General features: G+C 67.1%; 19 protein-coding genes. 16 read left to right on the plus strand and 3 right to left on the minus strand.

Features of this window, described 5'->3' with window-relative positions; all coding sequences use genetic code 11:
- Positions 1 to 8 precede the first annotated feature (8 nt).
- The 8 genes from CEY08_RS16305 (at position 9) to CEY08_RS16340 (ending at position 11,284) form a co-directional block, all read left to right on the plus strand.
- The gene (locus CEY08_RS16305) at positions 9 to 1,304 is read left to right on the plus strand and encodes an acetyl-CoA C-acetyltransferase (RefSeq protein WP_076814671.1); all 1,296 of its coding nucleotides are present in this window, start codon (positions 9 to 11) and stop codon (positions 1,302 to 1,304) included.
- Positions 1,301 to 3,259, plus strand: a complete 1,959-nt coding sequence (locus CEY08_RS16310; protein ID WP_088607731.1) for a 3-hydroxyacyl-CoA dehydrogenase NAD-binding domain-containing protein — start codon at positions 1,301 to 1,303, stop codon at positions 3,257 to 3,259. Before CEY08_RS16305 ends, CEY08_RS16310 begins: the two co-directional genes overlap by 4 nt.
- 78 nt (positions 3,260 to 3,337) lie before the next feature.
- The gene (locus CEY08_RS16315) at positions 3,338 to 4,660 is read left to right on the plus strand and encodes an OmpP1/FadL family transporter (protein WP_076814673.1); all 1,323 of its coding nucleotides are present in this window, start codon (positions 3,338 to 3,340) and stop codon (positions 4,658 to 4,660) included.
- A 64-nt stretch (positions 4,661 to 4,724) separates the two neighbouring features.
- Positions 4,725 to 7,115: a 3-hydroxyacyl-CoA dehydrogenase/enoyl-CoA hydratase family protein gene (locus CEY08_RS16320; RefSeq protein ID WP_076814675.1), complete on the plus strand. Its 2,391-nt coding sequence runs from the start codon at positions 4,725 to 4,727 to the stop codon at positions 7,113 to 7,115.
- Between the two features lie 128 nt (positions 7,116 to 7,243).
- A complete protein-coding gene (locus CEY08_RS16325) occupies positions 7,244 to 8,443 on the plus strand; it encodes an acetyl-CoA C-acyltransferase (RefSeq protein ID WP_063960286.1) in 1,200 nt (399 codons plus the stop codon).
- A 17-nt stretch (positions 8,444 to 8,460) separates the two neighbouring features.
- A complete protein-coding gene (locus tag CEY08_RS16330) occupies positions 8,461 to 9,006 on the plus strand; it encodes a DUF4442 domain-containing protein (RefSeq protein ID WP_076814676.1) in 546 nt (181 codons plus the stop codon).
- Positions 8,970 to 9,560 carry a chalcone isomerase family protein gene (locus CEY08_RS16335; protein ID WP_076814678.1) on the plus strand — a complete coding sequence of 197 codons (591 nt, stop codon included), beginning with the start codon at positions 8,970 to 8,972 and terminating at the stop codon, positions 9,558 to 9,560. Before CEY08_RS16330 ends, CEY08_RS16335 begins: the two co-directional genes overlap by 37 nt.
- Positions 9,561 to 9,583: 23 nt before the next feature.
- Positions 9,584 to 11,284, plus strand: a complete 1,701-nt coding sequence (locus CEY08_RS16340; RefSeq protein WP_076814680.1) for an AMP-binding protein — start codon at positions 9,584 to 9,586, stop codon at positions 11,282 to 11,284.
- Between the two features lie 40 nt (positions 11,285 to 11,324).
- On the opposite strand, the gene CEY08_RS16345 is transcribed toward CEY08_RS16340, so the two are convergent.
- Positions 11,325 to 12,893: a sulfatase-like hydrolase/transferase gene (locus tag CEY08_RS16345; protein WP_076814682.1), complete on the minus strand. Its 1,569-nt coding sequence runs from the start codon at positions 12,891 to 12,893 to the stop codon at positions 11,325 to 11,327.
- Positions 12,894 to 12,901: 8 nt separating this feature from the next.
- Positions 12,902 to 13,876, minus strand: coding sequence for a Bug family tripartite tricarboxylate transporter substrate binding protein (locus CEY08_RS16350; RefSeq protein WP_076814683.1), 975 nt, complete (start codon positions 13,874 to 13,876; stop codon positions 12,902 to 12,904).
- Between the two features lie 165 nt (positions 13,877 to 14,041).
- Here CEY08_RS16350 and CEY08_RS16355 point away from each other — a divergent pair, with 165 nt between their 5' ends.
- The 6 genes from CEY08_RS16355 (at position 14,042) to CEY08_RS16380 (ending at position 21,264) form a co-directional block, all read left to right on the plus strand.
- Positions 14,042 to 14,566, plus strand: coding sequence for a MarR family winged helix-turn-helix transcriptional regulator (locus tag CEY08_RS16355; RefSeq protein ID WP_076814685.1), 525 nt, complete (start codon positions 14,042 to 14,044; stop codon positions 14,564 to 14,566).
- Positions 14,567 to 14,804: 238 nt separating this feature from the next.
- Positions 14,805 to 16,931: a TonB-dependent siderophore receptor gene (locus tag CEY08_RS16360; RefSeq protein WP_076814687.1), complete on the plus strand. Its 2,127-nt coding sequence runs from the start codon at positions 14,805 to 14,807 to the stop codon at positions 16,929 to 16,931.
- Between the two features lie 145 nt (positions 16,932 to 17,076).
- On the plus strand, positions 17,077 to 18,105 hold the full coding sequence (locus CEY08_RS16365; RefSeq protein WP_042794454.1) for a 2-keto-3-deoxygluconate permease: 1,029 nt from the start codon (positions 17,077 to 17,079) through the stop codon (positions 18,103 to 18,105).
- Positions 18,102 to 19,319 (plus strand): D-threonate kinase, encoded by a 1,218-nt coding sequence (gene dtnK, locus CEY08_RS16370; RefSeq protein ID WP_063641133.1) that lies wholly within the window; start codon positions 18,102 to 18,104, stop codon positions 19,317 to 19,319. Before CEY08_RS16365 ends, dtnK begins: the two co-directional genes overlap by 4 nt.
- On the plus strand, positions 19,316 to 20,368 hold the full coding sequence (gene pdxA, locus CEY08_RS16375) for a 4-hydroxythreonine-4-phosphate dehydrogenase PdxA (RefSeq protein ID WP_076814689.1): 1,053 nt from the start codon (positions 19,316 to 19,318) through the stop codon (positions 20,366 to 20,368). The genes dtnK and pdxA overlap by 4 nt, the downstream gene beginning before the upstream one ends.
- A 5-nt stretch (positions 20,369 to 20,373) precedes the next feature.
- Positions 20,374 to 21,264, plus strand: a complete 891-nt coding sequence (locus tag CEY08_RS16380) for a GntR family transcriptional regulator (RefSeq protein WP_042794457.1) — start codon at positions 20,374 to 20,376, stop codon at positions 21,262 to 21,264.
- A 49-nt stretch (positions 21,265 to 21,313) separates the two neighbouring features.
- Here the strand turns inward: CEY08_RS16380 and CEY08_RS16385 are convergent, their stop codons facing one another.
- Complete coding sequence (locus tag CEY08_RS16385) at positions 21,314 to 21,982, minus strand: FadR/GntR family transcriptional regulator (RefSeq protein WP_076814691.1); 669 nt, start codon at positions 21,980 to 21,982, stop codon at positions 21,314 to 21,316.
- Positions 21,983 to 22,174: 192 nt separating this feature from the next.
- On the opposite strand from CEY08_RS16385, the gene CEY08_RS16390 reads away from it, so the two are divergent.
- Both CEY08_RS16390 and CEY08_RS16395 read left to right on the plus strand, forming a co-directional pair.
- Complete coding sequence (locus tag CEY08_RS16390) at positions 22,175 to 23,044, plus strand: fumarylacetoacetate hydrolase family protein (RefSeq protein ID WP_076814692.1); 870 nt, start codon at positions 22,175 to 22,177, stop codon at positions 23,042 to 23,044.
- 133 nt (positions 23,045 to 23,177) lie between these two features.
- Positions 23,178 to 24,149: a tripartite tricarboxylate transporter substrate binding protein gene (locus CEY08_RS16395; RefSeq protein WP_076814694.1), complete on the plus strand. Its 972-nt coding sequence runs from the start codon at positions 23,178 to 23,180 to the stop codon at positions 24,147 to 24,149.
- The last annotated feature ends 2 nt before the right edge of the window (positions 24,150 to 24,151 follow it).

Genomic DNA, 24,151 nt, shown 5'->3' on the forward strand with positions numbered 1-24,151 from the left:
GCAATCGGATGGCATTCAAACCGGTTTACGTCGTCGACGGCGCCCGCACTCCCTTCCTGAAGGCCCGCACGGGCCCAGGCCCCTTTTCCGCCGGCGATCTCGCCGTGCAGGCGGGGCGCGCCCTGCTGCTGCGCCAGCCTTATGCGCCCACCGACCTGGACGAGGTCATCGTGGGCTGCGCAGCGCCCTCTCCCGACGAAGTGAACATCGGCCGCGTGATCGCGCTGCGCCTGGGCTGCGGCAACAAGGTGCCCGGCTGGACCGTCATGCGCAATTGCGCATCAGGCATGCAGGCGCTGGATTCCGCTATCGCCAACATCCAGTCCGGCCGCTCCGAACTGGTGCTGGCGGGCGGCACGGACGCGCTGTCGCGCGCGCCGGTGCTGTATTCGGATGACATGGTGCGCTGGCTGGCCGGCTGGTACGCCGCCCGCGGAGCGGGCGCCAAACTGGCGGCGCTGGGCCGCTTCCGCCTGCGCAACCTGGTGCCTGTCATCGGCCTGCTCAAAGGCCTGACAGACCCGGTCGTCGGACTTTCCATGGGGCAGACGGCCGAAAACGTCGCGACCCGTTTCGGCATCGACCGCGCCGCAATGGACGCCTATGCGGCGCAGAGCCATGCTCGCGCGCTGGCGGCCCGCGCGGCCGGCGCTCTGGGCGAAATCACGCCATTGATCGACACGCAGGGCAAGCTCTACCCTGACGACGACGGCGTGCGCGACGACTCCACCCCCGAGAAGCTCGCCAAGCTCAAGCCCGTCTTCGACAAGCCCTGGGGCAACATCACCGCGGGCAATAGCTCGCAAGTGACGGACGGCGCAGCCATGCTGGTGCTGGCTTCCGAAGAAGCGGTCCGCAAATGGAACCTGCGGCCGCTGGGCCGCATCGTCGACAGCCAATGGGCCGGCCTCGATCCCGCGCAGATGGGCCTGGGGCCCGTGCATGCCGCCACGCCCGTTCTGCAGCGTCATGGACTGGGCTTGAATGACCTGGACTTGTGGGAAATCAACGAGGCCTTCGCGGCCCAGGTGCTAGGCTGCCTCGCGGCCTGGCGCGATGATGCCTATTGCCAGGAGCATTTCGGCACGCCGGCCTGGGGCGGCCTCGACCCCGCCAGGCTCAACGTCGACGGTGGCGCGATCGCCATCGGGCATCCCGTGGGCGCTTCCGGCGCCCGCATCGTGCTGCACCTGCTTGCGGCCTTGAAACGTCGCGGCGCCAGGCGCGGCATGGCGGCCATCTGCATCGGCGGTGGCCAAGGCGGCGCGATGCTGGTCGAAACCCTGGATGAGGACCGCCCATGACGACCCTGGACATGCTTGCCCACTGGCGCCTGGACCGCGACGCGGACGGCCTGGCCTGGCTGACTTTCGACCGTGCCGGCAGCGCGGTCAACGCCCTGTCCGCCGACACCATGGCGGAACTGGCCGTGGTGCTGGATACGCTGGACGCGGCGCCGCCCACCGGGCTGATCATCCGGTCCGGCAAGGCCACGGGCTTCATCGTGGGCGCCGACGTCAATGAATTCGCCAGCCTGGACACGCCCGAACAGGCGCGCGCGCTGGTCGCGCGCGGCTGGAATCTCTTCAATCGCCTGGCCTCGGCGCGCTATCCCACGCTGGCGTTGATCCAGGGCCACTGCCTGGGCGGCGGCCTGGAGCTGGCGCTGGCCTGCCGCTACCGCCTGGTGGCGGACCAGCCTGGCACCTCGCTCGCCCTCCCCGAAGTCATGCTCGGCATCTTCCCCGGCTGGGGTGGCATGCTGCGCCTGCCGCGGCTGATCGGCGCGCCCGCCGCGCTGGAAATGATGCTGACGGGCCGCGGCGCCGATGCGCGCCGCGCCGCCGCGCTGGGCCTGGCAGATGCGCGGGTGCCGCCCCGCCTGCTGCTGGCCGCGGCGCGCCAGACGGTACTCTCGCGCAAGGCGCCGCGCCGCGCGCGCGGCTTCGGCGGTTGGGCCAACCATTGGCCGCTCAAGGCCGTCGTGGCCAGCCGCGCCCGTAAACAGATCGCCGCCAAGGATCCCCTGGGCCACTATCCGGCCGCGCCTGCCATCGTCGATATCTGGGAGACGCATGGCGGCAACGCCTTGCAGGCCCCCGAGCTGATCGATCGCATCATTTCGTCCGACACGGCACGCAACTTGCTGCGGGTGTTCCGCCTGCAGGAACGGTTGAAGGCCAACGGCAAGCAGACTGGCGTCCCGCCGGCGCGCCATGTGCACGTGGTGGGTGCCGGCGTCATGGGGGGTGACATCGCGGCCTGGTGCGCGCTCAAAGGCATGACTGTCACGCTGCAGGACCAGGACATGGCGCGCATCGCGCCCGCCATGAAGCGTGCCGCCCAGCTATATGCCCGCCGCCTGAAAGACCCGCGCCTGGCCCGAGCCGCATTCGACCGACTGACGCCCGATCCCGCAGGCAACGGCGTGCCGCTGGCGGATATCGTGATCGAAGCCATCAGCGAACAGCCCGACGCCAAGCGCGCCCTCTACGGATCGCTGGAACCGCGCATGAAGACCGATGCCCTGCTCGCCACCAATACCTCCAGCCTGCCGCTGGAGACGCTGCGCGAGGGCCTGGCGCGTCCGCAACGGCTGGTGGGCATCCATTTTTTCAATCCCGTGGCGAAGATGCCGCTGGTGGAGGTGGTGCAGGCCGAAGGCGACGCGGGCGACATGCAAGCCCGCGCGTGCGCCTTCGTCGGCCAGATCGACAAGCTCCCGTTGCCTGTCAAGAGTGCGCCGGGCTTTCTGGTCAACGCCGTGTTGGCGCCCTATATGCTGCAAGCCATGCGCAGCGTGGACGAAGGCCTGGCGCCTGAAGCCGTGGACGCGACCATGGTCGCCTTCGGCATGCCGATGGGGCCGCTGGAGCTTGCCGACACCGTCGGCCTGGATATCGCGCGCGCTGCCGGCGAGGAACTGGCTGGCGGCGCCGAGCCGCCGCGCTGCCTCAGCGAACGCCTTGCGCGTGGCGATCTGGGCAAGAAAAGCGGCCGCGGCTTCTACGTCTGGCGCGACGGCAAGCCGGTCAAGGGCAACCACCCGTCAGGCGCCCCCGCCGGATTGGCGCAGCGCCTGATCGAGCCGCTGATCGACGCCACGCGCCAGCGCGTGGACGCGGGTATCGTCGCCGACGCCGATCTGGCCGACGCGGGAGTGATTTTCGGAACGGGGTTCGCGCCATTCACGGGCGGCCCCATGCATTACCAGAGCAGCAATGCGATGCGCAGTATAAGACCGGCTGAGGCCGATTAGGACCTGTACACCCTAAACCGGAACGACAAGACCGGCAGTGCCATAGAGACACACCATCCATCACGAGGAGGCAGTACCATGAGCAGACGTTCATTGTCCCTGAGCACCTTGTCGGCCATCGTGGTCGGCCTGGGCGCAACCACGACGGCGCATGCCGCCGGCTTTCAGCTCCTGGAGCAGAACGCCAGCGGCCTGGGCAACGCGTATGCGGGCTCTGCGGCGAACCCCGAGAACGCCAGCATCATCTACTACAACCCCGCAGGCATGACCTACCTGCCCGGCTTCAACGTGTCCGGCGGCGTCAACCTGATCAAGCCGTCGTTCAAGTTCTCCGACAACGGCGACAGCCGCAACCCCAGCATTCCCGGCCTGCCGGGCACCGGCCTGGGCGGATCGCGCCCCACCGGCGGCAATGGCGGCGACGCGGGCAACCTGGGCGTGGTGCCCAACATGTACGCCTCCTGGCAATTGAACGAACAGTGGTTCATCGGCCTGGGCGTGGGCGCTCCCTTCGGCCTGATGACCGAATACGACGACGGCTGGGTGGGCCAATACCACTCGAACAAATTCGAGATCAAGACGATCAACGTCAACCCGTCGATCGCCTATAAGGTCAACGAGAAGTTCTCTATGGGCTTCGGTGTCAATTGGCAGCACATCGACGCCAATTACAAGAAAAAGACCGTGCTTCCGGTTCCCGGCCTGCCGCTGGGCACCACCGGCGACGCCGACCTGAACCTCAAGGGCGACGCCTGGGGCTGGAACGTGGGCTTCATGCTGCAGCCCACGGACGACACCCGCATCGGCCTGTCGTACCGTTCCAAGATCAAGCACACCGCCAAGGGCGATACGGACATCACCAGCATCTATCCGCGCGGCAACTCGGTCTCGTTCGACGCCAAAGCCTCGGTGTCCCTGCCCGACACCCTGATCCTGAGCGCCGCGCACCAGTTGAACGAACGGTGGGAGCTGCTGGGCGACGTCTCATGGACGGGCTGGAGCAGCATTCCCGAGCTGAAGATCCGCAACTCGGGCGCAGGCGCGCGCGACGACGAGCTGCCCCTGAACTTCCGCGACAGCTGGCGCGTCGCCCTGGGCGCCAACTACAAGTTCGCGCCCAACTGGAAGTGGAAATTCGGCGTCGCGTTCGACCAGTCGCCCGTGTACAAGGAAGCCGACCGCCCGACCTCGCTGCCGGACAATGACCGCTACTGGCTCTCGACCGGCGTGCAGTGGCAAGCCACCAAGGACACCACGCTGGACGTCGGCTACACCTATCTGTACCTGCGCAAGACGGACATCGACACGACGTCCGGCAACCAGCTGACCAAGGGCCGCGTGGCGGGCACCTATGACAGCAATGCCCATATCCTGGGCATACAGCTGTCGTCCCGCTTCTAACCCGCCCCACGGATGGCGGCCTGGCCCGGTCCGGCCCGCCATCCGCTTTTTTCAGGAGACTGCCTTGAGCAAGTTCGTCGTCAAACACGTCGCCGTCCTGGGGGCCGGCGTCATGGGCGCGCAGATCGCCGCCCATCTGGCCAATGCCGGCGTGCCCGTCACGCTGTTCGACCTGGCCGCCCCCGAAGGCGACCGCAATGGCACGGTCAAGAAGGCGCTGGCCGGTTTGAAAAAGCTGGAGCCGGCGCCGCTGGCCGGCGCGGCGCGCCTGGCATTCATCACGCCCGCCAACTATGACGACGACCTGGAACGCCTGCAAGGCTGCGATCTGGTCATCGAGGCCATCGCCGAACGCATGGACTGGAAGACGGCGCTGTACGAGCGCATTGCGCCGCACGTCGCCCCCGGCGCCATCATCGCTTCCAATACCTCGGGCCTGTCGATCGACGCGCTGGCCAACGCCCTGCCCGCCGGCCTGCGCGACCGTTTCTGCGGCATCCACTTTTTCAACCCGCCCCGCTACATGCGGCTGGTGGAGATCATCGCCACCTCGCATACCGAGCCGGCCGTGCTGGACCAGCTTGAAACGTGGTTGACCTCGACCCTGGGCAAGGGCGTGATCCGCGCACTGGACACGCCCAACTTCGTGGCGAATCGCATCGGCGTGTTCTCCATCCTGGCGGCCATGCACCACACTGCGCGTCTCGGCCTGGCTTTCGACGAAGTCGACGCGCTGACCGGGCCGAAGATCGGCCGCCCCAAGAGCGCCACTTACCGTACCGCCGACGTGGTCGGGCTGGACACGCTGGCCCACGTGGTCGGCACCATGGAAAAGAACCTGCCGGACGATCCCTGGCACCGCTACTTCACCCTGCCCGACTGGCTTTCCGCCCTGATCGCCAAGGGCGCGCTGGGCCAGAAGACTGGCGCCGGCGTCTACCGCAAGCAAGGCAAGGAGATCCAGGTGCTGGACCTGAAGGCGCAGGACTACGTGCCCAGCGCCGGCAAGCTGGCCGATGAAGTCGCCGCACTGCTCAAGGAGCGCGACCCGGGCAAGCGCTTCGCCGCGCTGCGCGCGAGCAACCATCCCCAGGCCCAGTTCCTCTGGAGCCTGTTCCGCGACATCTTCCACTACAGCGCCGTGCAGCTCGAACACGTGGCCGACAACGCGCGCGACCTCGATCTGGCCATGCGCTGGGGCTTTGGCTGGGCCCAAGGTCCGTTCGAAACCTGGCAGGCGGCCGGCTGGCAAACCATTGCCGGCGCAGTCGCCGAGGACATCGCCGCCGGCCGTGCCATGAGCGACGCCCCGCTGCCCGCCTGGGCGCTGGAACCGGACCGGCAGGGCGTGCATGCGCCCGAAGGCTCCTACTCCGCGCGCACCGCGCAACTGCGCCCGCGCTCGACGCTGCCGGTGTATCGCCGCCAGCTGTTCCCCGAACGCGTATACGGCGAAGGCGCCGCCGAACGCGGTGTCACGATCTGGGAAAACGAGGGCGTGCGCCTTTGGAACCTGCCGCAGGTCGATGCCGGCGTGGCCATTCTCTCCGTTACCTCGAAAAACCACACACTGGGCGCCGAAGTGCTCGAAGGCATTCTGCAGGCCGTGACGCGGGCCGAGCGCGACTACGACGGCCTCGTCATCTGGCATGACGCGCCCTTCGCCGTAGGCGCCAACCTGCAGCAGGTGTCGGAAGCCTGCGCCGCAGGCCAGTGGGAAATGCTGGAAGCAACGGTCGAGAAGTTCCAGCGCACCTCGCAGTCGTTCAAGTACGCGCAGATCCCCACCGTCGCAGCCGTGCAGGGCATGGCGCTGGGCGGAGGCTGCGAATTCCTGATGCACGCGTCGCACCGGGTGTTGGCGCTGGAAAGCTATATCGGATTGGTCGAGGCCGGCGTCGGGCTGATCCCGGCCGGAGGCGGCAGCAAGGAATTCGCTGGCCGCGCCGCCGCGCTGGCGGCGAAGACCGCCACGCCGGGCGAAGTCTTCCCCTATCTGCAGCCCGTGTTCCAGACCATAGCCATGGCGCAGGTCGCGAAAAGTGCGCTGGAGGCCATCTCCGTGGGGTTCGCCCGCGAACACGATATCGTCGTCTTCCATCCGGACGAACTGCTGTACGTCGCCATCGGCCAGGCCCGGGCTGCGGCCGAGGCGGGATATGCGCCGCCTCCCCGCCTGCGCGACATCCCTGTCGCGGGCCGCAATGGCATCGCCAACTTTGAAATGGTGCTGGTCAACATGCGCGAAGGCGGCATGATCAGTGCCCATGACTACCGCGTGGCGCGCAGCGCCGCCATCGCCCTGTGCGGCGGCGAAGTTGAAACCGGCGCCAAGGTCGACGAGGAATGGCTGCTGGCCGTGGAACGCAAGGAATTCGTCGCGCTGCTGCGCACGCCCGAGACGCAGGCCCGCATCCGCCACACCCTGGACACCGGCAAGCCCCTGAGGAACTAGGCCCACCCCCTAGGGGGGCCCGCCCAGGGGGCGCCGACTGCGGACCGGCGGAGCCGGATCCGCGCGGCCCCGGCAGGACAAGGCAGAAGACCGCAACGGGCAACGCCATGGACACACAAGGAATCACTATGAGCAAGCAGATTCAAGACGCCTACATCGTTGCCGCCACGCGCTTGCCGGTGGGCAAGCGCAACGGCGCCTACATCACCACCCGCCCCGACGACATGCTGGCCGCCGCGCTCAACGGCGCGCTGGCGCAAGTCCCGGGCCTGGATGCCGCGCGCATCGACGACGTGATCGCCGGCTGCGCCATGCCGGAAGCCGAACAGGGCATGAACGTCGCCCGCATCGGCCTGTTGCTTGCGGGCCTGCCGCAAAGCGTGGCGGGGGTTACCGTGAACCGCTTCTGCGCGTCCGGCCTGCAGGCGGTCGCCGACGCCGCCGCCCGCATCCGCACCGGCGAGGCCGACATCATGATAGGCGCCGGGACCGAGTCCATGAGCGCCATGCCGCAGATCATGGGCAACAAAGTGTCGATGAATCCGGCCATCTTCGAACACCAGGAGAACATCGGCATGGCCTTCGGCATGGGCCTGACCGGCGAAAAGGTCGCCGAACGCTGGAAGGTCTCGCGCGAGGACCAGGATGCCTTCGCCCTCGCCTCGCACCAGAAAGCCTGCGCGGCCATCGCCGCCGGCCACTTCCGCGCCGAAATCACCCCCTATGAAACGGTGTCGCGCCAGCCCGGGGACGCGAGCGGCACGGTGCGCGTCACGCGCCGCGTAGTCGAAGTGGACGAGGGGCCGCGCCCGGACAGCAGCGCCGAGGCGCTCGCCCGTCTCAAACCCGTGTTTGCCGCGCGCGGCAGCGTCACCGCGGGCAACAGCTCGCAGATGTCCGATGGCGCCGCCGCCGTCATCCTGGTGTCCGACCGGGTCCTGCGCGAACTCAACCTGAGCCCGCTGGCGCGCTTTGCCGGTTTCGCCGTGGCTGGAGTTCCGCCCGAAGTCATGGGAATCGGCCCGGTCGCAGCCATCCCAAAGGTGCTGCAACGCGCCGGCATCGGCCAGGATGCACTGGACTGGATCGAACTGAACGAGGCCTTCGCCGCCCAATCGCTGGCGGTAATCCGCGAACTGAAGCTGGATCCGGCCAAGGTGAACCCGTTGGGCGGGGCAATCGCCCTGGGACACCCGCTGGGCGCCACCGGCGCGATCCGCACGGCGACCCTGACACACGGCCTGCGGCGCACTGGCGGCAAGTACGGGCTGGTGACCATGTGCATCGGCACCGGCATGGGCGCGGCGGGCCTCTTCGAAGCGATGTAGGCGGAGCCGCGCGCAGCATGAAGCCCTATTGGTTCAAGAACCTGTCGCCGCAATGGCGTGCGCGCCTGATGCGGGTAGGCTTCAACCTGCATCCGGCGTTCCGCGCCACCGGCGGCAAGGTGGTGCATGTGTCCGCGGACTTTCATCACATCCGCATCAAGCTGCCGCTGCTGCGCCGCACCCGCAATATCGTTGGATCCATGTACGGCGGTTCGTTGTTCGCCGTGACCGACGGCGCCCACCCCACGATGCTGATGTCCGCGCTGGGCCCGGATCACATCGTGTGGGACAAGGCCGCCACCATACGCTACCGCAAGCCGGCCTACGTCACGCTGTACGCCGACTTCCGGCTGCCGCCGGGCGAAATCGCGGAAATCCGCAGGCTCCTGGCGCGCGACCATGAAACCACCCGGACCTACACGGTGGAACTCAAAGACCGCGACGGCGTTGTCTATGCCGTGGTGGAACGCACGATCTATATCGCAGACAAGAAGTTCTACAAACAGAAGAACACTGGAGGAGAACCATGCGTCGCATCCCCGGAGGGCGAAAGGCCGCCCTGAGTCTCGCGCTCGCCGCCTGCCTGGCCGGCGCCCCCGCCCATGCCGCCGATGTGGAAGTCGGCGGCGTGCGCGTGCCGGACAGCCTGTCCGAAGGCGGCCGAACGCTGGTGCTGAACGGCGCCGGCCTGCGCACCAAATTCGTGGTCAAGGTCTACGTGGCCGCGCTGTACGCCACCGCGAAAACCAGTGACGCCGCCGCGCTGGTCAATAGCGATGAACCGCGCCGCATGCGCTTGCGGCTGCTGCGTGACGTGGACAGCAAGAGCCTGGACGAAGCCCTGCAGGACGGATTGCGCGACAATACGCCTGCGCAGGAACTGGCACAGCTCAAGGCGCCGGCCGAGCGCCTGTCGGCCCTGATGGCTGAAATCGGCGCCGTGCGCGAAGGCGATGTGGTCGACCTGGATTTCGACGCCCAGGGCGTCGCGGTCACGGATAACGGCAAGTCGCGGGGCCGCATCGACAGCCCCGCATTCGCACGCGCCCTTTTGCGGGTCTGGCTGGGCGACAAGCCTGCGCAAGCTTCCCTGAAGAAAGCCCTGCTGGGCGGCTAGGACCCTAGACGGAATCCCGGGAAATGGAACGAATCTGGCAGAAAAGCTATCCCGCGGGCGTGCCCGCGGAGATCGAGATGGACGGCGTGACGACGCTGGTTTCAGTGGTACGCGAGAGCTGCCGGCGCTACGCCGGCAAGACCTCGTACATCAGCATGGGCAAATCGCTCAGCTATGCCGAGCTTGACCGGCTGACGCGCGACTTCGCTGCCTGGCTGCATGCGAACGGACTGGGCCGCGGCGACCGCGTGGCGCTCATGATGCCCAACCTGCTTCAATACCCCGTGTGCCTGTTCGGCGCCTTGCGCGCCGGCTGCGTCGTGGTCAACTGCAATCCGCTCTATACGCCGCACGAACTCCAGCATCAGTTGGCCGACTCCGGCGCTCGCGTCATCGTGGTTGCGGACAACTTCGCTGCAACCGTGCAAAAGTCCCTGGAAGGAACCGCGATCGAGCGCGTGGTGGTGACGTCCATCGGAGAACTATTGGGAACGGTCAAGGGGCGCCTGGTGGATTTCGTGGTCCGCCGAGTCAAGCGCATGGTACCCGCGTGGTCCCTGCCCGAGGCCTTGCGGCTGGGCGCAGCGCTGGAAGCTGGCCGAGCCGCCCCCTTCACCGAAGTGGAACTGGACCAGCGCGATCTGGCCTGCCTGCAGTACACGGGCGGCACCACCGGCGTGGCCAAGGCCGCCATGCTCACCCACGGCAACCTGGTGGCCAATCTGAGCCAGGCCTATGCCTGGGTGAGGCCGCTGGTGACCGAGGGCGAAGAATGCATCGTGACAGCCTTGCCGCTGTATCACATCTTCGCGCTGACAGCCAACTGCCTGACCTTCATGAAGATGGGCGCCAGCAACCTGCTTATCATCAACCCGCGCGACATTCCCGGACTGATCAAGGAAATGCGCAAAGTGCCGTTCTCTGCCTTCACTGGCGTGAATACGCTGTTCAACGCCCTGCTCAACAATCCGGATTTCGCGCGCCTGGATTTCTCGCGGCTGCGCCTCACGATGGGCGGGGGCATGGCGGTGCAGCGTTCGGTGGCCGATCGCTGGCGCGCGGTCACCGGCCGTTCGCTGGCGCAAGCCTATGGCCTGACCGAAACCTCGCCAGCCGTCACGATCAATCCTCTGGACGTCAAGGAGTTCACCGGATCCATCGGTCTGCCCGTGCCGTCCACCGATATCTCCATCCGCAACGACGCAGGCCAGGAGCTGGGTGTGGGCGAGGCTGGCGAAATATGCGTGCGCGGCCCCCAGGTCACGCAGGGCTATTGGCAGCGGCCCGACGAAACCGCGCTGGTCCTCTACCCGGACGGGTTCCTGCGCACCGGCGATATCGGCTACGTGGACGAAAACGGCTACGTATTCCTGGTCGACCGCAAGAAGGACATGATTCTGGTGTCCGGCTTCAACGTCTATCCGAACGAGGTCGAGGACGTGGCCGCCCTGCATCCCGGCGTGCGTGAAGTCGCTGCGGTAGGCGTGCCCGACGAACGCTCGGGCGAAGCCGTCAAGCTGTACGTGATTCGCAAGGATCCCGCGCTGGACGCCGAAACCTTGATCGCGCATTGCCGCAAGCAGCTGACGGGCTACAAGGTTCCGCGCTACATCGAATTCCGCGACGATCTGCCGCGCACCAACGTCGGCAAGATCCTGCGCCGCGAGCTCAAGCCCGCCGCGCAGGCGCCCGCCGCGCCGCCGCAGGCCCGGCAGCCAGGCTAGGCCCGAACCCGCCGGCTCGCCAGCGCGAGCCGGCTCCTCCTCACCACTGTCCGAAGAAGACACCGGCGCGCTTGTGCGCGTTGGTCGCCTTTTCCACGGCCTCATCACTGATGGTGGTGCGGCGCTTGCCCCGCAGCATCCATTCCAGCAGCCGCTGCCGCAGCGCCAGCCGCGTTTCCGCATGCGCGCCGCTCGCGCCCAGGTCCTGGTATTCGTCCGGATCGGCGTGCAGGTCGAAGAGCTGCTCGCGCTCGTCCAGCCAGTACACATAGCGCCAGCGGTCCGTGCGCACCGACCAGGCTCGGGCATTCTGGGGCGTCTTACCGCATAACAGGCGGGCCTGGCGAAAGCTGTAATCCAGCTCCGAATACACGCAGTCCCGCCACGGCGTGGCCGCATCCCGGCCGTGCAGCAGTGTTTGCAGCTCGCGGCCCTCCAGCCTGTAGACGGGTCCGGGCGCGCCCAGCGCGCGCAGCACCGTGGGCACCAGGTCCACGCTTTCGACCATATCGTCCAAGGCAGATCCACGCGTGGCATCGGCCGAGCCGGAAGGGTCCATGACGATGAACGGCACGCGCTGCACGGTGTCGTAGAACAACTCCTTTTCACCCAGCCAGTGGTCGCCGAGGAAGTCACCATGGTCCGCCGTGAACACGATCAGCGTGTTCTTCATCAGCCCCGCGCCTTCCATGTAATCGAACAGCCGCCCGAGATGGTCGTCCAGTTGCCGGATCAGCCCCTGATAGGCCGGCCGCACCACCCGCACGCATTCGTCCGTGGAAAAGCTGACGCTCTCCTCCTGCTGCCGGTAGGCCGCCACCACCGGGTGCGCATTTTCCAGCTCTTCCCGGTTGCGCCGCACCGGCAGGCATTGTTCCGGCGTATAGAGGTTGTGGTACGGGGCCGGCGCCATGTAGGGCCAATGCGGCTTCACATAGCTCAGATGCAGCACCCAGGGCTGGCTGCCGCGCCGCTTCATGAAATCCAATGCCTGGTCCGTCATATAGGCGGTTTCGGAATGCCGCTCGGCCACGCGCGATGGCAGATACGCATTACGCATGTTCCAGCCACTGACGATCTGGCCGCCCGCATCCACCCCCGCAATCACGTAGTCGGTCCAGGGGTCCGCGCTGTCGTAGCCGTGGCGCCGCAGATAGCCGGGATAGCCGCTTTCGTCGCCGGGAGTGTGATGGCCGTCGTAGCGGTCCAGCTCCGTGAAGCCGCCCCGGGCCAGCAAGGTGCCCAGTTCGGAAGCGCCGTCGATAGCCAACCGTTCCATGCCGGCCCGATCGGGAATGATGTGCGTCTTGCCGGCCAGCGCCAGCTCGCGCCCCTGCCCTGCCAGGTACTCGCCCAGGGTGATCTCGTTGATCGACAGCGGCACGCGGTTCCAGGTGGCGCCATGGCGCGAAGGATAGCGGCCGGTGTAGTAGCTCATGCGCGACGGGCCGCATACGCCCGAGTTCACGAAGGCGCGCTCGAAACGCACGCCGCGCGCCGCCAGGGTGTCCAGGCTGGGGGTCTGCAGGTAGGGGTGGCCATAACAGCTCAGGTGGTCGGCCCGCAGCTGGTCGGCCATGATGAACAGCACGTTCTGCACGGTGGACATTGCCCCTCCTACTGCGTGGCCGTGAAACCGGAGTCTCGCACCACCGGCTCCCATTGCTTGCGGTAGGCCGCCAGGGCGGCGGCAGTGCCGGCCGCGTCCAGCGATACGGGCTCCAGGTCGGCGGCGCGCAAGGCCTCCTGCATGCCGGGCTCGCGCAACACGGCAGCGATTTCCGCGCCCAGCCTGTCGGCCTTGGCCTGCGGCATCGCGGCGGGCGCAAAGAACGCGTTCCAGCCGTCTGCCGCCAGGTTCACGCCCTTTTCGCGGAAGGTGGGCACGTCCTTGAGCTCCGCGTCGCGCTCGTCGCCGGAGATGGCGAGGATACGGATCTTGCCCGCTCGGTGTTGCGGCAGCAGGGTATCCAGCGTGTCGATGCCTTGCGGCAAGATGCCCCCGATCAGTTCGGAAATCAGCGGCGCCGACCCACGGTAACCCACCACTTCCGGCTCCTGGCCAAGTTCGCGGCCCAGCATCAGCGCAAAGAAATGCGGCAGGCTGCCCGTGGCGGGCACGCCCACCGCGAACTGCTTGGGATTGGCTTTGAGCCATTGGCGCAGGCCGGCCAGGTCCTGAATCGGCGAGTTCGCCGCCACCGCCAGGGCGAACTTGTAGCGGCTGACCAGGGACACCGGCTTGAAGTCGCGCTGCGCATCGTAGCCCGGTTGGGCATAGACCAGCGGCGCCACCACCATCACGGCCGGATTCGCCAGCATCAGTACGTTCTGGCTGGCCGGCGCCGCATGCAGGCCTTGCGCCGCGATGCGGCCGCCCGCCCCCGTCTTGTTCTCGACCACGACGGACACGCCGACCCGATCCTTGAGCCGATCCGCGACCAGACGCGCAATACGGTCCGAACTGCCACCCGGCGGGTAGCCCACCACCACCGTCAGGGTCCCGTCCAACGGGGCCTGCTGCGCGCCGGCCAAGGGCGCGGCGCCCACAAGCACCGCCGCTGCAGCGGCGCCTGTTATCCATTTACGCATGGTCTTCTCCTGGAGACAGCGGCCCCTGTCGATTATGGTTGTCACTGCATGGCCGATACCCAAATAGGAAAATTGAATTTAGCAACGCGCACATTTGTTGATCTAATCCAGGACTTTCCATAACGATATGCAGCGCGAACTGCAACGCCATCAGGAGAAGACGCCATGCCGACCATCCCCGCGTCCGGCCAACGCCAGCTTTCCGACATGCTGATGTATCGGCTGTATCAGGCGTGGTCGCAATCCAATCCGGTGTTTCTGCGCCTGTGCGAAGGCCGCTTCGGCATCACGCGCCGCGAATGGCGCGTGCTGGCCTGTGCCGTCGAGGGCGGCATCATGAGTTCAGCCGAGCTGGCGGCCGCTGCCAAGCTGGACCTGGCCCGCACCTCCCGGACCCTGGGCGCGCTATGCGAAAAAGGCTGGTTGCGCCGTCTGCACGACAGCGCCGACCGCCGCGTGGTGCGCGTGGAAGCCACCGCTGAAGGCACGGCCCGCTACGAGGCCTTGCTGCCCGAGGTTTCGCACTTGAACAACCTGCTGGTGCAGGACCTGAGCGAGGACGAAGTCGCCCTGCTGCGCGACTTCCTTGGCCGCATCGAGCAGCGCGGCCGCCGCATGGCCGAAGACAATATCGTCACCGACAAGGCCAGCCGGCGCGAAGGCGGCACCCGCCGGCCACGTTACGCCTGAACGATCTGTCGCGTCTCGCCAACAGGCGCCCCGCTGCCACACAGCCTGCGGAACTGTCCACAAGCCGCTGATAGCACGGCGTTTTTTCTTGCAGCCTTACTGTCCGGCAAGCTTTGCAGGGCTTTTTTACATCTGCGGCCAGCCCATTTCCTGACAGCCTCCAGGCAGTAAATCAATAATAGTTATCGTTGCTATTTACATACTCAATAGGCCGAATCCAGGCCGCAGGGGAATTCCATTGATACGCCACCGTCATCCCGCCGGCCCGCGCGCGCGGCCGCTGGTTCTGCTGCCCCTTGGCGCCGCGCTCGCCGCCTGCCTGGGCGGCGCTGCCCACGCCCAAGCCGCGGACTCGGCTGAACCCGCCACGATCCTGCCCGCCGTGCAGGTCACCGGCACCGGCGAAACCGCGACCAGCCCGGTCGAGGGCTACGTCGCCACGCGCAGCGCCACCGGAACGAAGACCGACACGCCCCTGTCGGAAACGCCGCAGGCCATCACCGTGATCCCGCGCGAACAGATCGAGGACCAGGGCGCGCAAAACATCCAGGACACCATGAACTACGCAGCCGGCGTGCGCCCCAATGCGTACGGCGTGGACAACCGCGCCGATTACGTGCGCATCCGCGGCGTGGAACCGGTGCAGTACCTGGACGGCCTGCGCCAGTACTTCAGTTTCAACAACCCGCGCACCGAGGTCTATGCCATGGAGCGCGTGGAAGTGTTGCGCGGCCCGTCGTCCATGCTGTACGGACAGGGCAGCACGGGCGGCATCGTCAACCTGGTCAGCAAACGCCCGCTGGAGGAACCGCAGCGCGAGATCGGCGTGGTGCTGGGCAACCACAACCGCCGCGAGATCCAGGCCGACCTCACGGGTCCGGCCAGCGAGGACGGCCAATGGCTGTACCGCGTCATCGCGGTGGGACGCGACAGCGATACCCAGGTCCAATATGCGCCGGACGACCGCCTGATGCTTGCGCCCTCGCTGACCTGGCGCCCCAGCGCGGCCACATCGCTGACCCTGCAGGCCACCTGGCAGAAGGACCGCGCCGGCACCACGCAATCCTTCCTGCCCTGGAGCGGCTCGGTGCAGGAGAATCCGAACGGCCGCATCCCTACCCGGCGCTTTGCCAGCGAGCCGGGCTTCGATGCCTACGACACCGAGCAGTTCAGCGTGGGTTGGCTGTTCGAGCACCAGTTCAACGACACCTGGAAAGTGCGGCAGAACTTCCGCAACACGGTCAGCAGCGTCGACTACAAGACGCTCTACCCCAACGTCTACGGCGCGCGCCGGGGCGATTCCTACATCGATCCCGAGCAGACCACCGTGGACCGCATTTTCTACGTCAACAAGCCGCGCATGCGCACCTTGCTGGCGGACCAGAACCTGGAAGGCAAGCTGAACTGGGGCCGCACGGAACACACAGTGATCTTCGGCATGGACTATTCGCGCTATCGCGAAACCAGCCAAATGGCCCGCGGCGCGGGCTCGCCGCTGAACCTGTATCACCCCGAGTACGGCAACGTGCCCGAGTATGAACTGTCGGACAATCCCAAGGTCAATCAGCAGCAAATCGGCTTCTACGCGCAGGACCAGATCAAATTCGACAAGAACTGGATCTTCCTGGCCGGCATCCGGCGCGACCGCGCAGACAGCACCACCGAAGGCCAGGACCGCGAAACCGATATGGCCACCACCAAGCGCTTCGGCCTGATGTACGCGGCGGACAATGGCTGGTCGCCATACCTCAGCTACAGCGAATCGTTCACGCCGATCGCCGGGGACGATTTCTACAACCAGCGCTGGAAACCCATGCGCGGCAAACAGGTGGAGGCCGGCATCAAGTACATGCCCAAGGACGCGGACATCGAGTTCACCGCTGCCGCCTACGACCTGCGCGAGAAGAACCGCCAGACGAACGATCCGGACAATCCCAACAACCAGATCCAGGCCGGCAAGACTCGCACGCGTGGCGTGGAGCTGGAACTGCGCGGCCGCGTCACCAAGGAACTGGACGTGATCGCCAACTACATCTATACCGATCTGGATCCGCAACTGGAGGCGCAACCCAAGCACATGGCCTCCATGTGGGGCAAGTACCGCTTCGCCCTGGCCGGCCAGCCGGGCTTCGCGGTAGGCGCGGGCGTACGCTACCTGTCGGCCTTCCGAGACGGCGGCGCCCCCGAAACGCCCGCGGTTACGCTGTTCGACGCCATGCTCAGCTACGACAATGGCCCCTGGCGCTACGCGCTGAACGTGAACAACATCGCGGACCGCACCTACGAAGTGGTCTGCCTGGATCGCGGCGACTGCTTCTACGGGGCGCGCCGCACGGTCATGCTCAGCGGCGCCTACCGCTTCTAGGTCGGCGCCCCGCCACGGACGGGAAAACCTGTACGTACACGCTGTACGTACAGGTGTACACTACGGTTTTTCACCCCTGAAACCGTCTGACAGACGCGCGCTCGAACGTCTGCAACCCAGAAAAACCGTCCTGGAGACTCCGATAGTGTCGACCGAAACTTCCCGCTCACCCTTTTTTGGCACGATGCAGAAAATCCCCGGTGGATTGATGCTGGTGCCGCTGATCCTGGGTTCCCTGATCGGCACCTTTGCTCCCGATGCGCTGACGATCGGCGGCTTCACCACGGCCCTGTTCAAGAACAGCGCCCTGCCCTTGATCGCGCTGCTCATCTTCGCCACCGGCACCCAGGTCAACACGCGCACCGGCGGGCCCATCCTGGCCACCGCCGGCACCATCCTGCTGATGAAGACCCTGGTGCCCGCCACGCTCATCATCATCCTGGGCAGCTACGTCGGCCTGGACGGCGTGCTGGGCGTCTCCATCCTGGCGATGCTGGCCGCATTCGACAACAGCAACGGCGGCCTCTGGCTGGCCTATACCGGCCAGTACGGCGATGCCCGCGACCGAGGCGCCTATGTCGCCAGCGCGGTCAACGACGGCCCCTTCTTCAGCCTGCTGTTCCTGGGCGCCTCGGGCCTGGCCGACATCCCCATGATCGCCCTGGTGGCGGCGCTAGTGCCGTTCCTGCTGGGCGTGGTGGTCGGCAACCTGGATCCCAAGTGGCGCGACGTGCTCAAGCCCGTGCCCAACATTGTCATCCCCTTCTTCGCCTTCGCGCTGGGCACCGGCATCAATCTGGGCGCCGTGGTTTCCGGCGGCATCAGCGGCCTGATCCTGGGCCTGATCATCAGCCCCATCACCGGCGGCCTGGTCTACCTGGGTTATCGCTACATCCTGCGCCGCGGCGGCAAGAGCGGCCTGGGCTTCGCGGCCGGCACCACCGCCGGCAACGCCATCGCCACGCCCGCAGTCGTGGCCGCGGCCGATCCCAACTTCCAGCAATACGTGTCGACCGCCACCGCGCAGGTCGCGGCCTGCGTGCTGATCAGCTCGATCCTGGCTCCGGTGCTGGCTTCGTATTTCCTCAAGCGCGCCGGCGAGCTCAAGTCCGAGGATGCCGATGCGTCGGCCGCCGCGCCCGCCCTGCGTGAAGCGCGCGGAGAAGCGCTTTGAATCCCGCCATCGCCATCGTCGCCGATGACCTGACCGGGTCGGGCGATACGGCGGTGCAGTTCGTGCGCGCCGGCTGGAACACACACCTGTCCATCGGCGGCGCCGACGAGGCGCTGTCGGGTTCCGACACCGCCGGCGTGGAAGTGCTGGCGGTCACGACCAACAGCCGCGCGCTGGCGGCCGCCGACGCGGCCGAGGTCGTCTGGCAAAACGTGCGGCGCCTGCGCGCAGCGGGCGTCACGCGCCTGTACAAGAAGGTGGATTCGACCTTGCGCGGCGCCTTCAAGGCCGAGATCGACGCGGCGCGCGAGGCCTGGGGTCCGGACACCGTGGCAGTGATCTGCCCCGCCTTCCCGGCCACCGGCCGCACCGTCGTGCAGGGCGTGCTTTACGTCAATGGCAAGCCGGTCACCGAGACCTCGGCGGCCACCGATCCGGTCACCCCGGTGACGGAAAGCCATATCCCCACCCTGCTCGGTTGCGCCCATGTGGCGACCCAGGACGGCGACACGCCGCAAGCGCTGGCGGCGCGCATCCGCGAAGCTGGCCAGACCGTGGTCGTCGATGCCGCCACCGAGGCCGACCTGGAGCGCCTGGCGCGCGCCATCGGCCTGCTGGGCGCGCATGCCCTGCCGGTGGGCGCGGGCGGCCTGGCGGTGCCCCTGGCCCGAGTGTGGGCCGGCGCCGACCAGACCGCGCCCGTCGTGGTGGTAGTGACTTCGCAGCACAGCGCAGCGCGCGCGCAAGCCGCCGCGCTGCAAGCCTCGGGAGCCGACACCTGGACGCCGTCGCTGCCCCAGTTGGCCGACGACGCGGCCTGGCAGGCCTGGAGCCAGCCGCTGCTGCAGGCTCACGCCAAGGCGCCGGCGGAGGCCGGCACCGTGCTGCTGCTGGCGCCCGAAGGCCAATTGGACGGTCTGGACTCGGAGACGGTCGCCGAACGGCTGGGCAGCCTGGCCGCGCAATTGATCACCAGCGCCCGCGCGGCCGGCGTGGTCGCCACGGGCGGAGACGGCGCGCGCAGCGTGCTGGTGGCGCTAGGCGCGCGCGGCATTGCGCTGGTGGACGAAGTGATGGGCGGCGTGCCCTTGGGCACGCTGACCGGAGGCACGGCCGCTGGCCTGCCCGTGGTGACCAAGGCCGGCGGCTTTGGCACCGAAGACGTACTGGTTCGCGCGGTGCGCGCGATCCGCGACAGGAGATTCAAGCGATGACACAACCCCAACCGGGCAAACTGCCCCTGCTGGCCGTAACGCTGGGCGACGTAGCGGGCATCGGGCCGGAAATCACGGCCAAGATGCTGATGGGCCATGATGAACTGCGCCAGAAGGCCCGCCTGCTGGTGGTCGGCGACACGGACGTCATGGCCAATGCCGTGCGCAATCTGGGCGGCGATCCCGCCATCGTGCGCAAGCTGGACCGCGCCGCCGACTGCACCAACACCCCCGGCACCATTGAAGTGCTGCAGGCAGGCCCGTCGCTGGCTCATGTGAAACTGGGCGAGATCAGCGCGGACGCAGGCGACGGCTCGGTGCGCTTCGTCACGACGGCCTGCGCGCTGGCACGCGCCGGCGAGGTCGACGGCATCGTCACCGCCCCGCTGAACAAAGCCGCCATGCACGCGGCCGGCCACAAATGGCCCGGCCACACGGAACTGTTGGCGCATGAGTTCGGCGTCAAGACTTTTTCGCTGGTGCTGTCGGCCAGCGACCTCTACATTTTCCACGCGACCACCCACGTGTCGCTGCGCCAGGCCATCGAGGACCTGACGCCGGCGCGCATGCGCGCGGTGCTGCGCCTGGCCGGCTCCTTCGCCAAGGCGCTGGGCCGCGGCGACCAGCCGGTGGCGGTGTCGGGCCTGAATCCGCATGCCGGCGAGAACGGCATCTTCGGCACGGAAGACGCGGACATCCTGGCGCCTGCCGTCGCCGAGGCCAATGCCGCCGGCATCCTGGCCGCCGGTCCGATTCCTGCCGACGCCCTGTTCCCGCAGGCCGTGCGCGGCAAATGGAAGTTCGTTATCGCCTGTTACCACGACCAGGGCCACGCACCCTTCAAGGCGGTTTACGGCGATGATGGCGTGAACATCACGGTAGGCCTGCCCGTCGTGCGCGTATCGGTGGACCATGGCACCGCCTTCGACATCGCCGGCCGCGGCATCGCCCGCGAAGACAGCCTGATCCTGGCCGCCGAGCGCGCCGCGCATCTGGCCCCGGGCTGGACGCATGTGTGGGAAACTGCGCGGGCACAAACCGGAGGTTGATTCCCATGGCGCCCGCCACGCACGACGCATTGCCCGCACTTGATCGCTCCGGCGATATCCCGCTGCACGCCCAGGTGGCGACGCTGCTGCGCGGATACATCCGCACGAACAAGCTCGCGGCAGGCGCCGTGCTACCCAGCGAGGCAGCGCTATGCGAACGCTTCGGCGTGGCGCGCAGCGTGGTCCGGCAGGCGCTCGCGGCCTTGGCTACCGAAGGCCTGATCCAGCGCGAAACCGGCCGCCCCGCCACCGTGGCGGCGCCCCAGGAACACCGCCGGCTCGTGCAGCGCTCCACCGGCCTGTACGAACAGTTCGCGCAGTCTGGCGTCGCCTTGCAGACGCGCGTGCTGGCCTTCGCGCGCGCCGAGCCGCCCCCCGACGTGGAGGCCTTTTTCGGCACCACGCGACTGCTGATGCTGGAACGCCTGCGCCACGTGGCCGACGCCCCGCTGGCCTATGTGCGCACCTGGATCCCCGCCGATGCCGTGCCGGGCTTGCGCGCCGACGACCTGACCGACGCGTCCCTGCATGGCGTGCTGACGCGCCGCTTCGGCCTGCGCCCTGGCGCCGGCCGCAACCAGATCCGGGCGGTGGCTGCCGACAAGACGCTGGCGGAACTGCTGGACACGCAAACCGGCACGCCCTTGTTGATGCTGCAGGGCCAGGGCATGGACCAGCATGGTCGGCCGCTGGAATGGTTCACGACCTGGCACCGCGCGGAGCAATTGGTGTTCGACGTCGACGTCAGCATGGGTCACGAAAGCGTGCAGCCCCGGCTGCAATCGCCCGCCGCGCCCACGGAGTCCTCCCCCGGAGCACACGACCCGCTGGCGCGCGCCGAGGCACTGGTGGCGGAGCTTTCCGCCGAACTGGCAAGACTGCGCGCGCAGTCCTGAGGCGCCGGCCCTCGTACTTGGCGCGCCACCAGCTGGCGCCAGCCAGCCCTCACCCGAGCAGATTGTCCCGCACGTGCAGCAAATGCCGGCGCACGGCCTCCATGGCCCGCTCGGCATCGCGGTCATGCAGCGCTTCGACAATTTCACGGTGCTCAACCTGGTAGGCTTCGCGCCGCTCGCGCGTCAGGCTCTTGCGCTTTAACGCGCCCCAGGTTGCTTGCGACCGCGCAGCCGTCATCAGCGCGAATACCTTTTCGATAAAGAGATTATGCGTGGCCGTAGCCATCAGCTCATGCAGCTTGGCATCCCAGATTTCGAACGCTTCGAAACCTTCGGCGGCCTCGGCCTGCGCACAAGCATTCTGCATGGCCGCGAAATCCGCCGGCGTGCCGTGCTGCACCACCAACGCCGCGATGGCCGGCTCCAGCACCAACCGGGCCGCCATCAATTCGGCGGGGCTGGTCGATAGCACTTCCGCACGCAGCAACACCTCGGCCTGCGCCAGGGTGGACGGCGGATTGGCGTAGGTTCCGCTACCCACGCGCTGCGAAATAAGGCCTTCGGTCTTCAGGTCCGCCAACGTACGGCGCACGGTCGAGCGGCTGATGCCGAATTGCTCGCTGAGCGCACGCTCGGTGGGCAAGCGATGCCCGGCGGGCCAGGCGCCGGATTGCAGGTTCTCAATGATGACCGCGCGCAAGGCGGAAGCTTTGTCCATGGGCGTTCCTTAATGGCTATGCGGGGCGAATAATACCAAATCAGACCAATAAAAACGTTCTTTCGCGCAATCCGTCGATAGAAAGCGGGATCATTTTGGTATATCCTCTCCCGAAATTGGGCTGCCAAACAGGCCCAATTGGTATTTTTTGGTATCAAACAAAGGCGGCTCCGACCCGCCCAGGGAGCAAGAATGAAGATTGCAGTATTCCGGATCAACGGCGAGCGCTACATCGGCGCAGTCTCCGACGATGGCGGCAGCGTGACCGCCCTGGATTTTCCGCGCGAACTCGCGGCCGCCGGCGCGCTGACGGCCGTGGAATGGCTGGCCGAAGGCCGCGCCCTTCCGGCCAGGATCGGCTCGTCCTACCGCTGGGACCAGGTGGAACACGAAGCGCCCCTGCCTGCGCAGCGGCGCAACCTGTTCTGCGTAGGGCGCAACTACCACGCTCATGCCAAGGAGTTGCGCGATTCCGTCTTCAAGGACAACGACGCCAACCCCGAATCCTGGCCCATTGTGTTCACCAAGGTGCCGCAAACCGTCATCGGTCCATGGGACGACGTGCGCCTGCCTGTGGGCGTGTCCGACAAGATCGATTACGAAGCCGAACTCGCGGTGGTGATTGGCAAGGGCGGCCGCAATATCTCCCGCGCCGAAGCCATGAGCCACGTCATTGGCTACACCGTGGTCAACGACGTTACGGCGCGCGACGTGCAGATGCGCCACCAGCAATGGGACTTGGGCAAGTCCTTCGACACCTTCTGCCCCATGGGCCCCTGGCTGGTGACGGCCGACGAGCTGGACGGCCAGAAGACCCGCGTGCGCTGCTGGGTCAACGGCGAACTGCGCCAGGACGGCAACACCGAAGACCTGATTTTCGACATCCCCACGCTGATCGAAACCTGCTCGCGCGGCATCACGCTTTATCCGGGCGACGTCATCGCCACCGGCACGCCGGCGGGCGTGGGCCAGGGCTTGAACCCGCCGCAGTTCCTGAAGCACGGCGACGTGGTGCGCGTGGAGATCGACGGTATCGGGCACATAGAAAACCGCTTCGTCTAAGCGCAAGCCCCGGAACCTGAACACGGGGCGACGCAACAGAAAAGCCGCCGCCGCGCCCGCGATACGGATTGCTGTCCTGGAAAGACAAGGGTAGACGCGGGGCGGCCCGGCGGCCACACACAAGGAGTGAGACATGAATCTGCGATGCACCCGGGCGGCCGCGGCCGTCTTGCTGTGGCTGGGAGCCGCGAACGCGCTGGCTGCCGGCTATCCCGAACGTCCCGTGACCATGATCGTGCCCTTCCCGCCCGGCGGTGTCGCGGACACGATCGCGCGGCCGCTGGCCCAGGCCATGGGCGATAAGCTTGGTCAGACCGTCGTGATCGAAAACAAGGGCGGCGCTGGCGGCGCCATCGGCATCGGCCAGGCCGGCCGCGCCAAGCCGGACGGCTACACCCTGCTGATGAGCCTGTCGTCCATTTCCATCCTGCCAGCGGCCGATCGGCTGCTGGAACGCAAGCCGGCCTATCAGCTGGATCAGTTCGTGCCCATTGCGCGGATCACGGCCGATCCCACCGTGCTGGTGGTGCGCGCGGATGCACCGTACAAGACGCTGCAGGAATTCATGGACGCGGCCAAGAAGCAGTCGGGTAAATTCAGCTACGGGTCTTCGGGCATCTACGGCACCATGCACGTGCCGATGGAAATGCTCCAGAACGCGGCCGGGATCAAGATGATGCACGTGCCCTTCACTGGCGCGGGCCCCGCCGTGCAGGCGCTGGTGGGCGGCCAGGTCGACGCCCTGGCTACCGGCCCGTCCAGCGTCATGCAGCTGATCCAGGCCGGGCGCGTCAAGGCGCTGGCGCACTGGGGCGACGGCAAGCTCGACAGCCTGCCGGACGTGCCGTCCTTCAAGTCGCAGGGCTATGACATCAGCTTCGTGCAATGGTCGGGCGTCTTCGCGCTGGCCGGCACGCCGCCCGCCGTCATCGACAAGTTGCGCCAGACGGTCAAGGACATCGCCAACAATCCCGACGTCCAGGCGCGCATTGCGGGCACGGGCAGCCCGGTGCTATACCTGGACGCGCCCGCATTCGACGAATATTGGAAGAAGGACTCGGCCTCGCTGGAGGTTGCGGTCAACCGGATCGGCAAGGTCGAATAGCC

Source organism: Achromobacter insolitus, from assembly GCF_002209555.1.
GTDB classification, from domain to species: Bacteria; Pseudomonadota; Gammaproteobacteria; order Burkholderiales; family Burkholderiaceae_B; genus Achromobacter; species Achromobacter insolitus.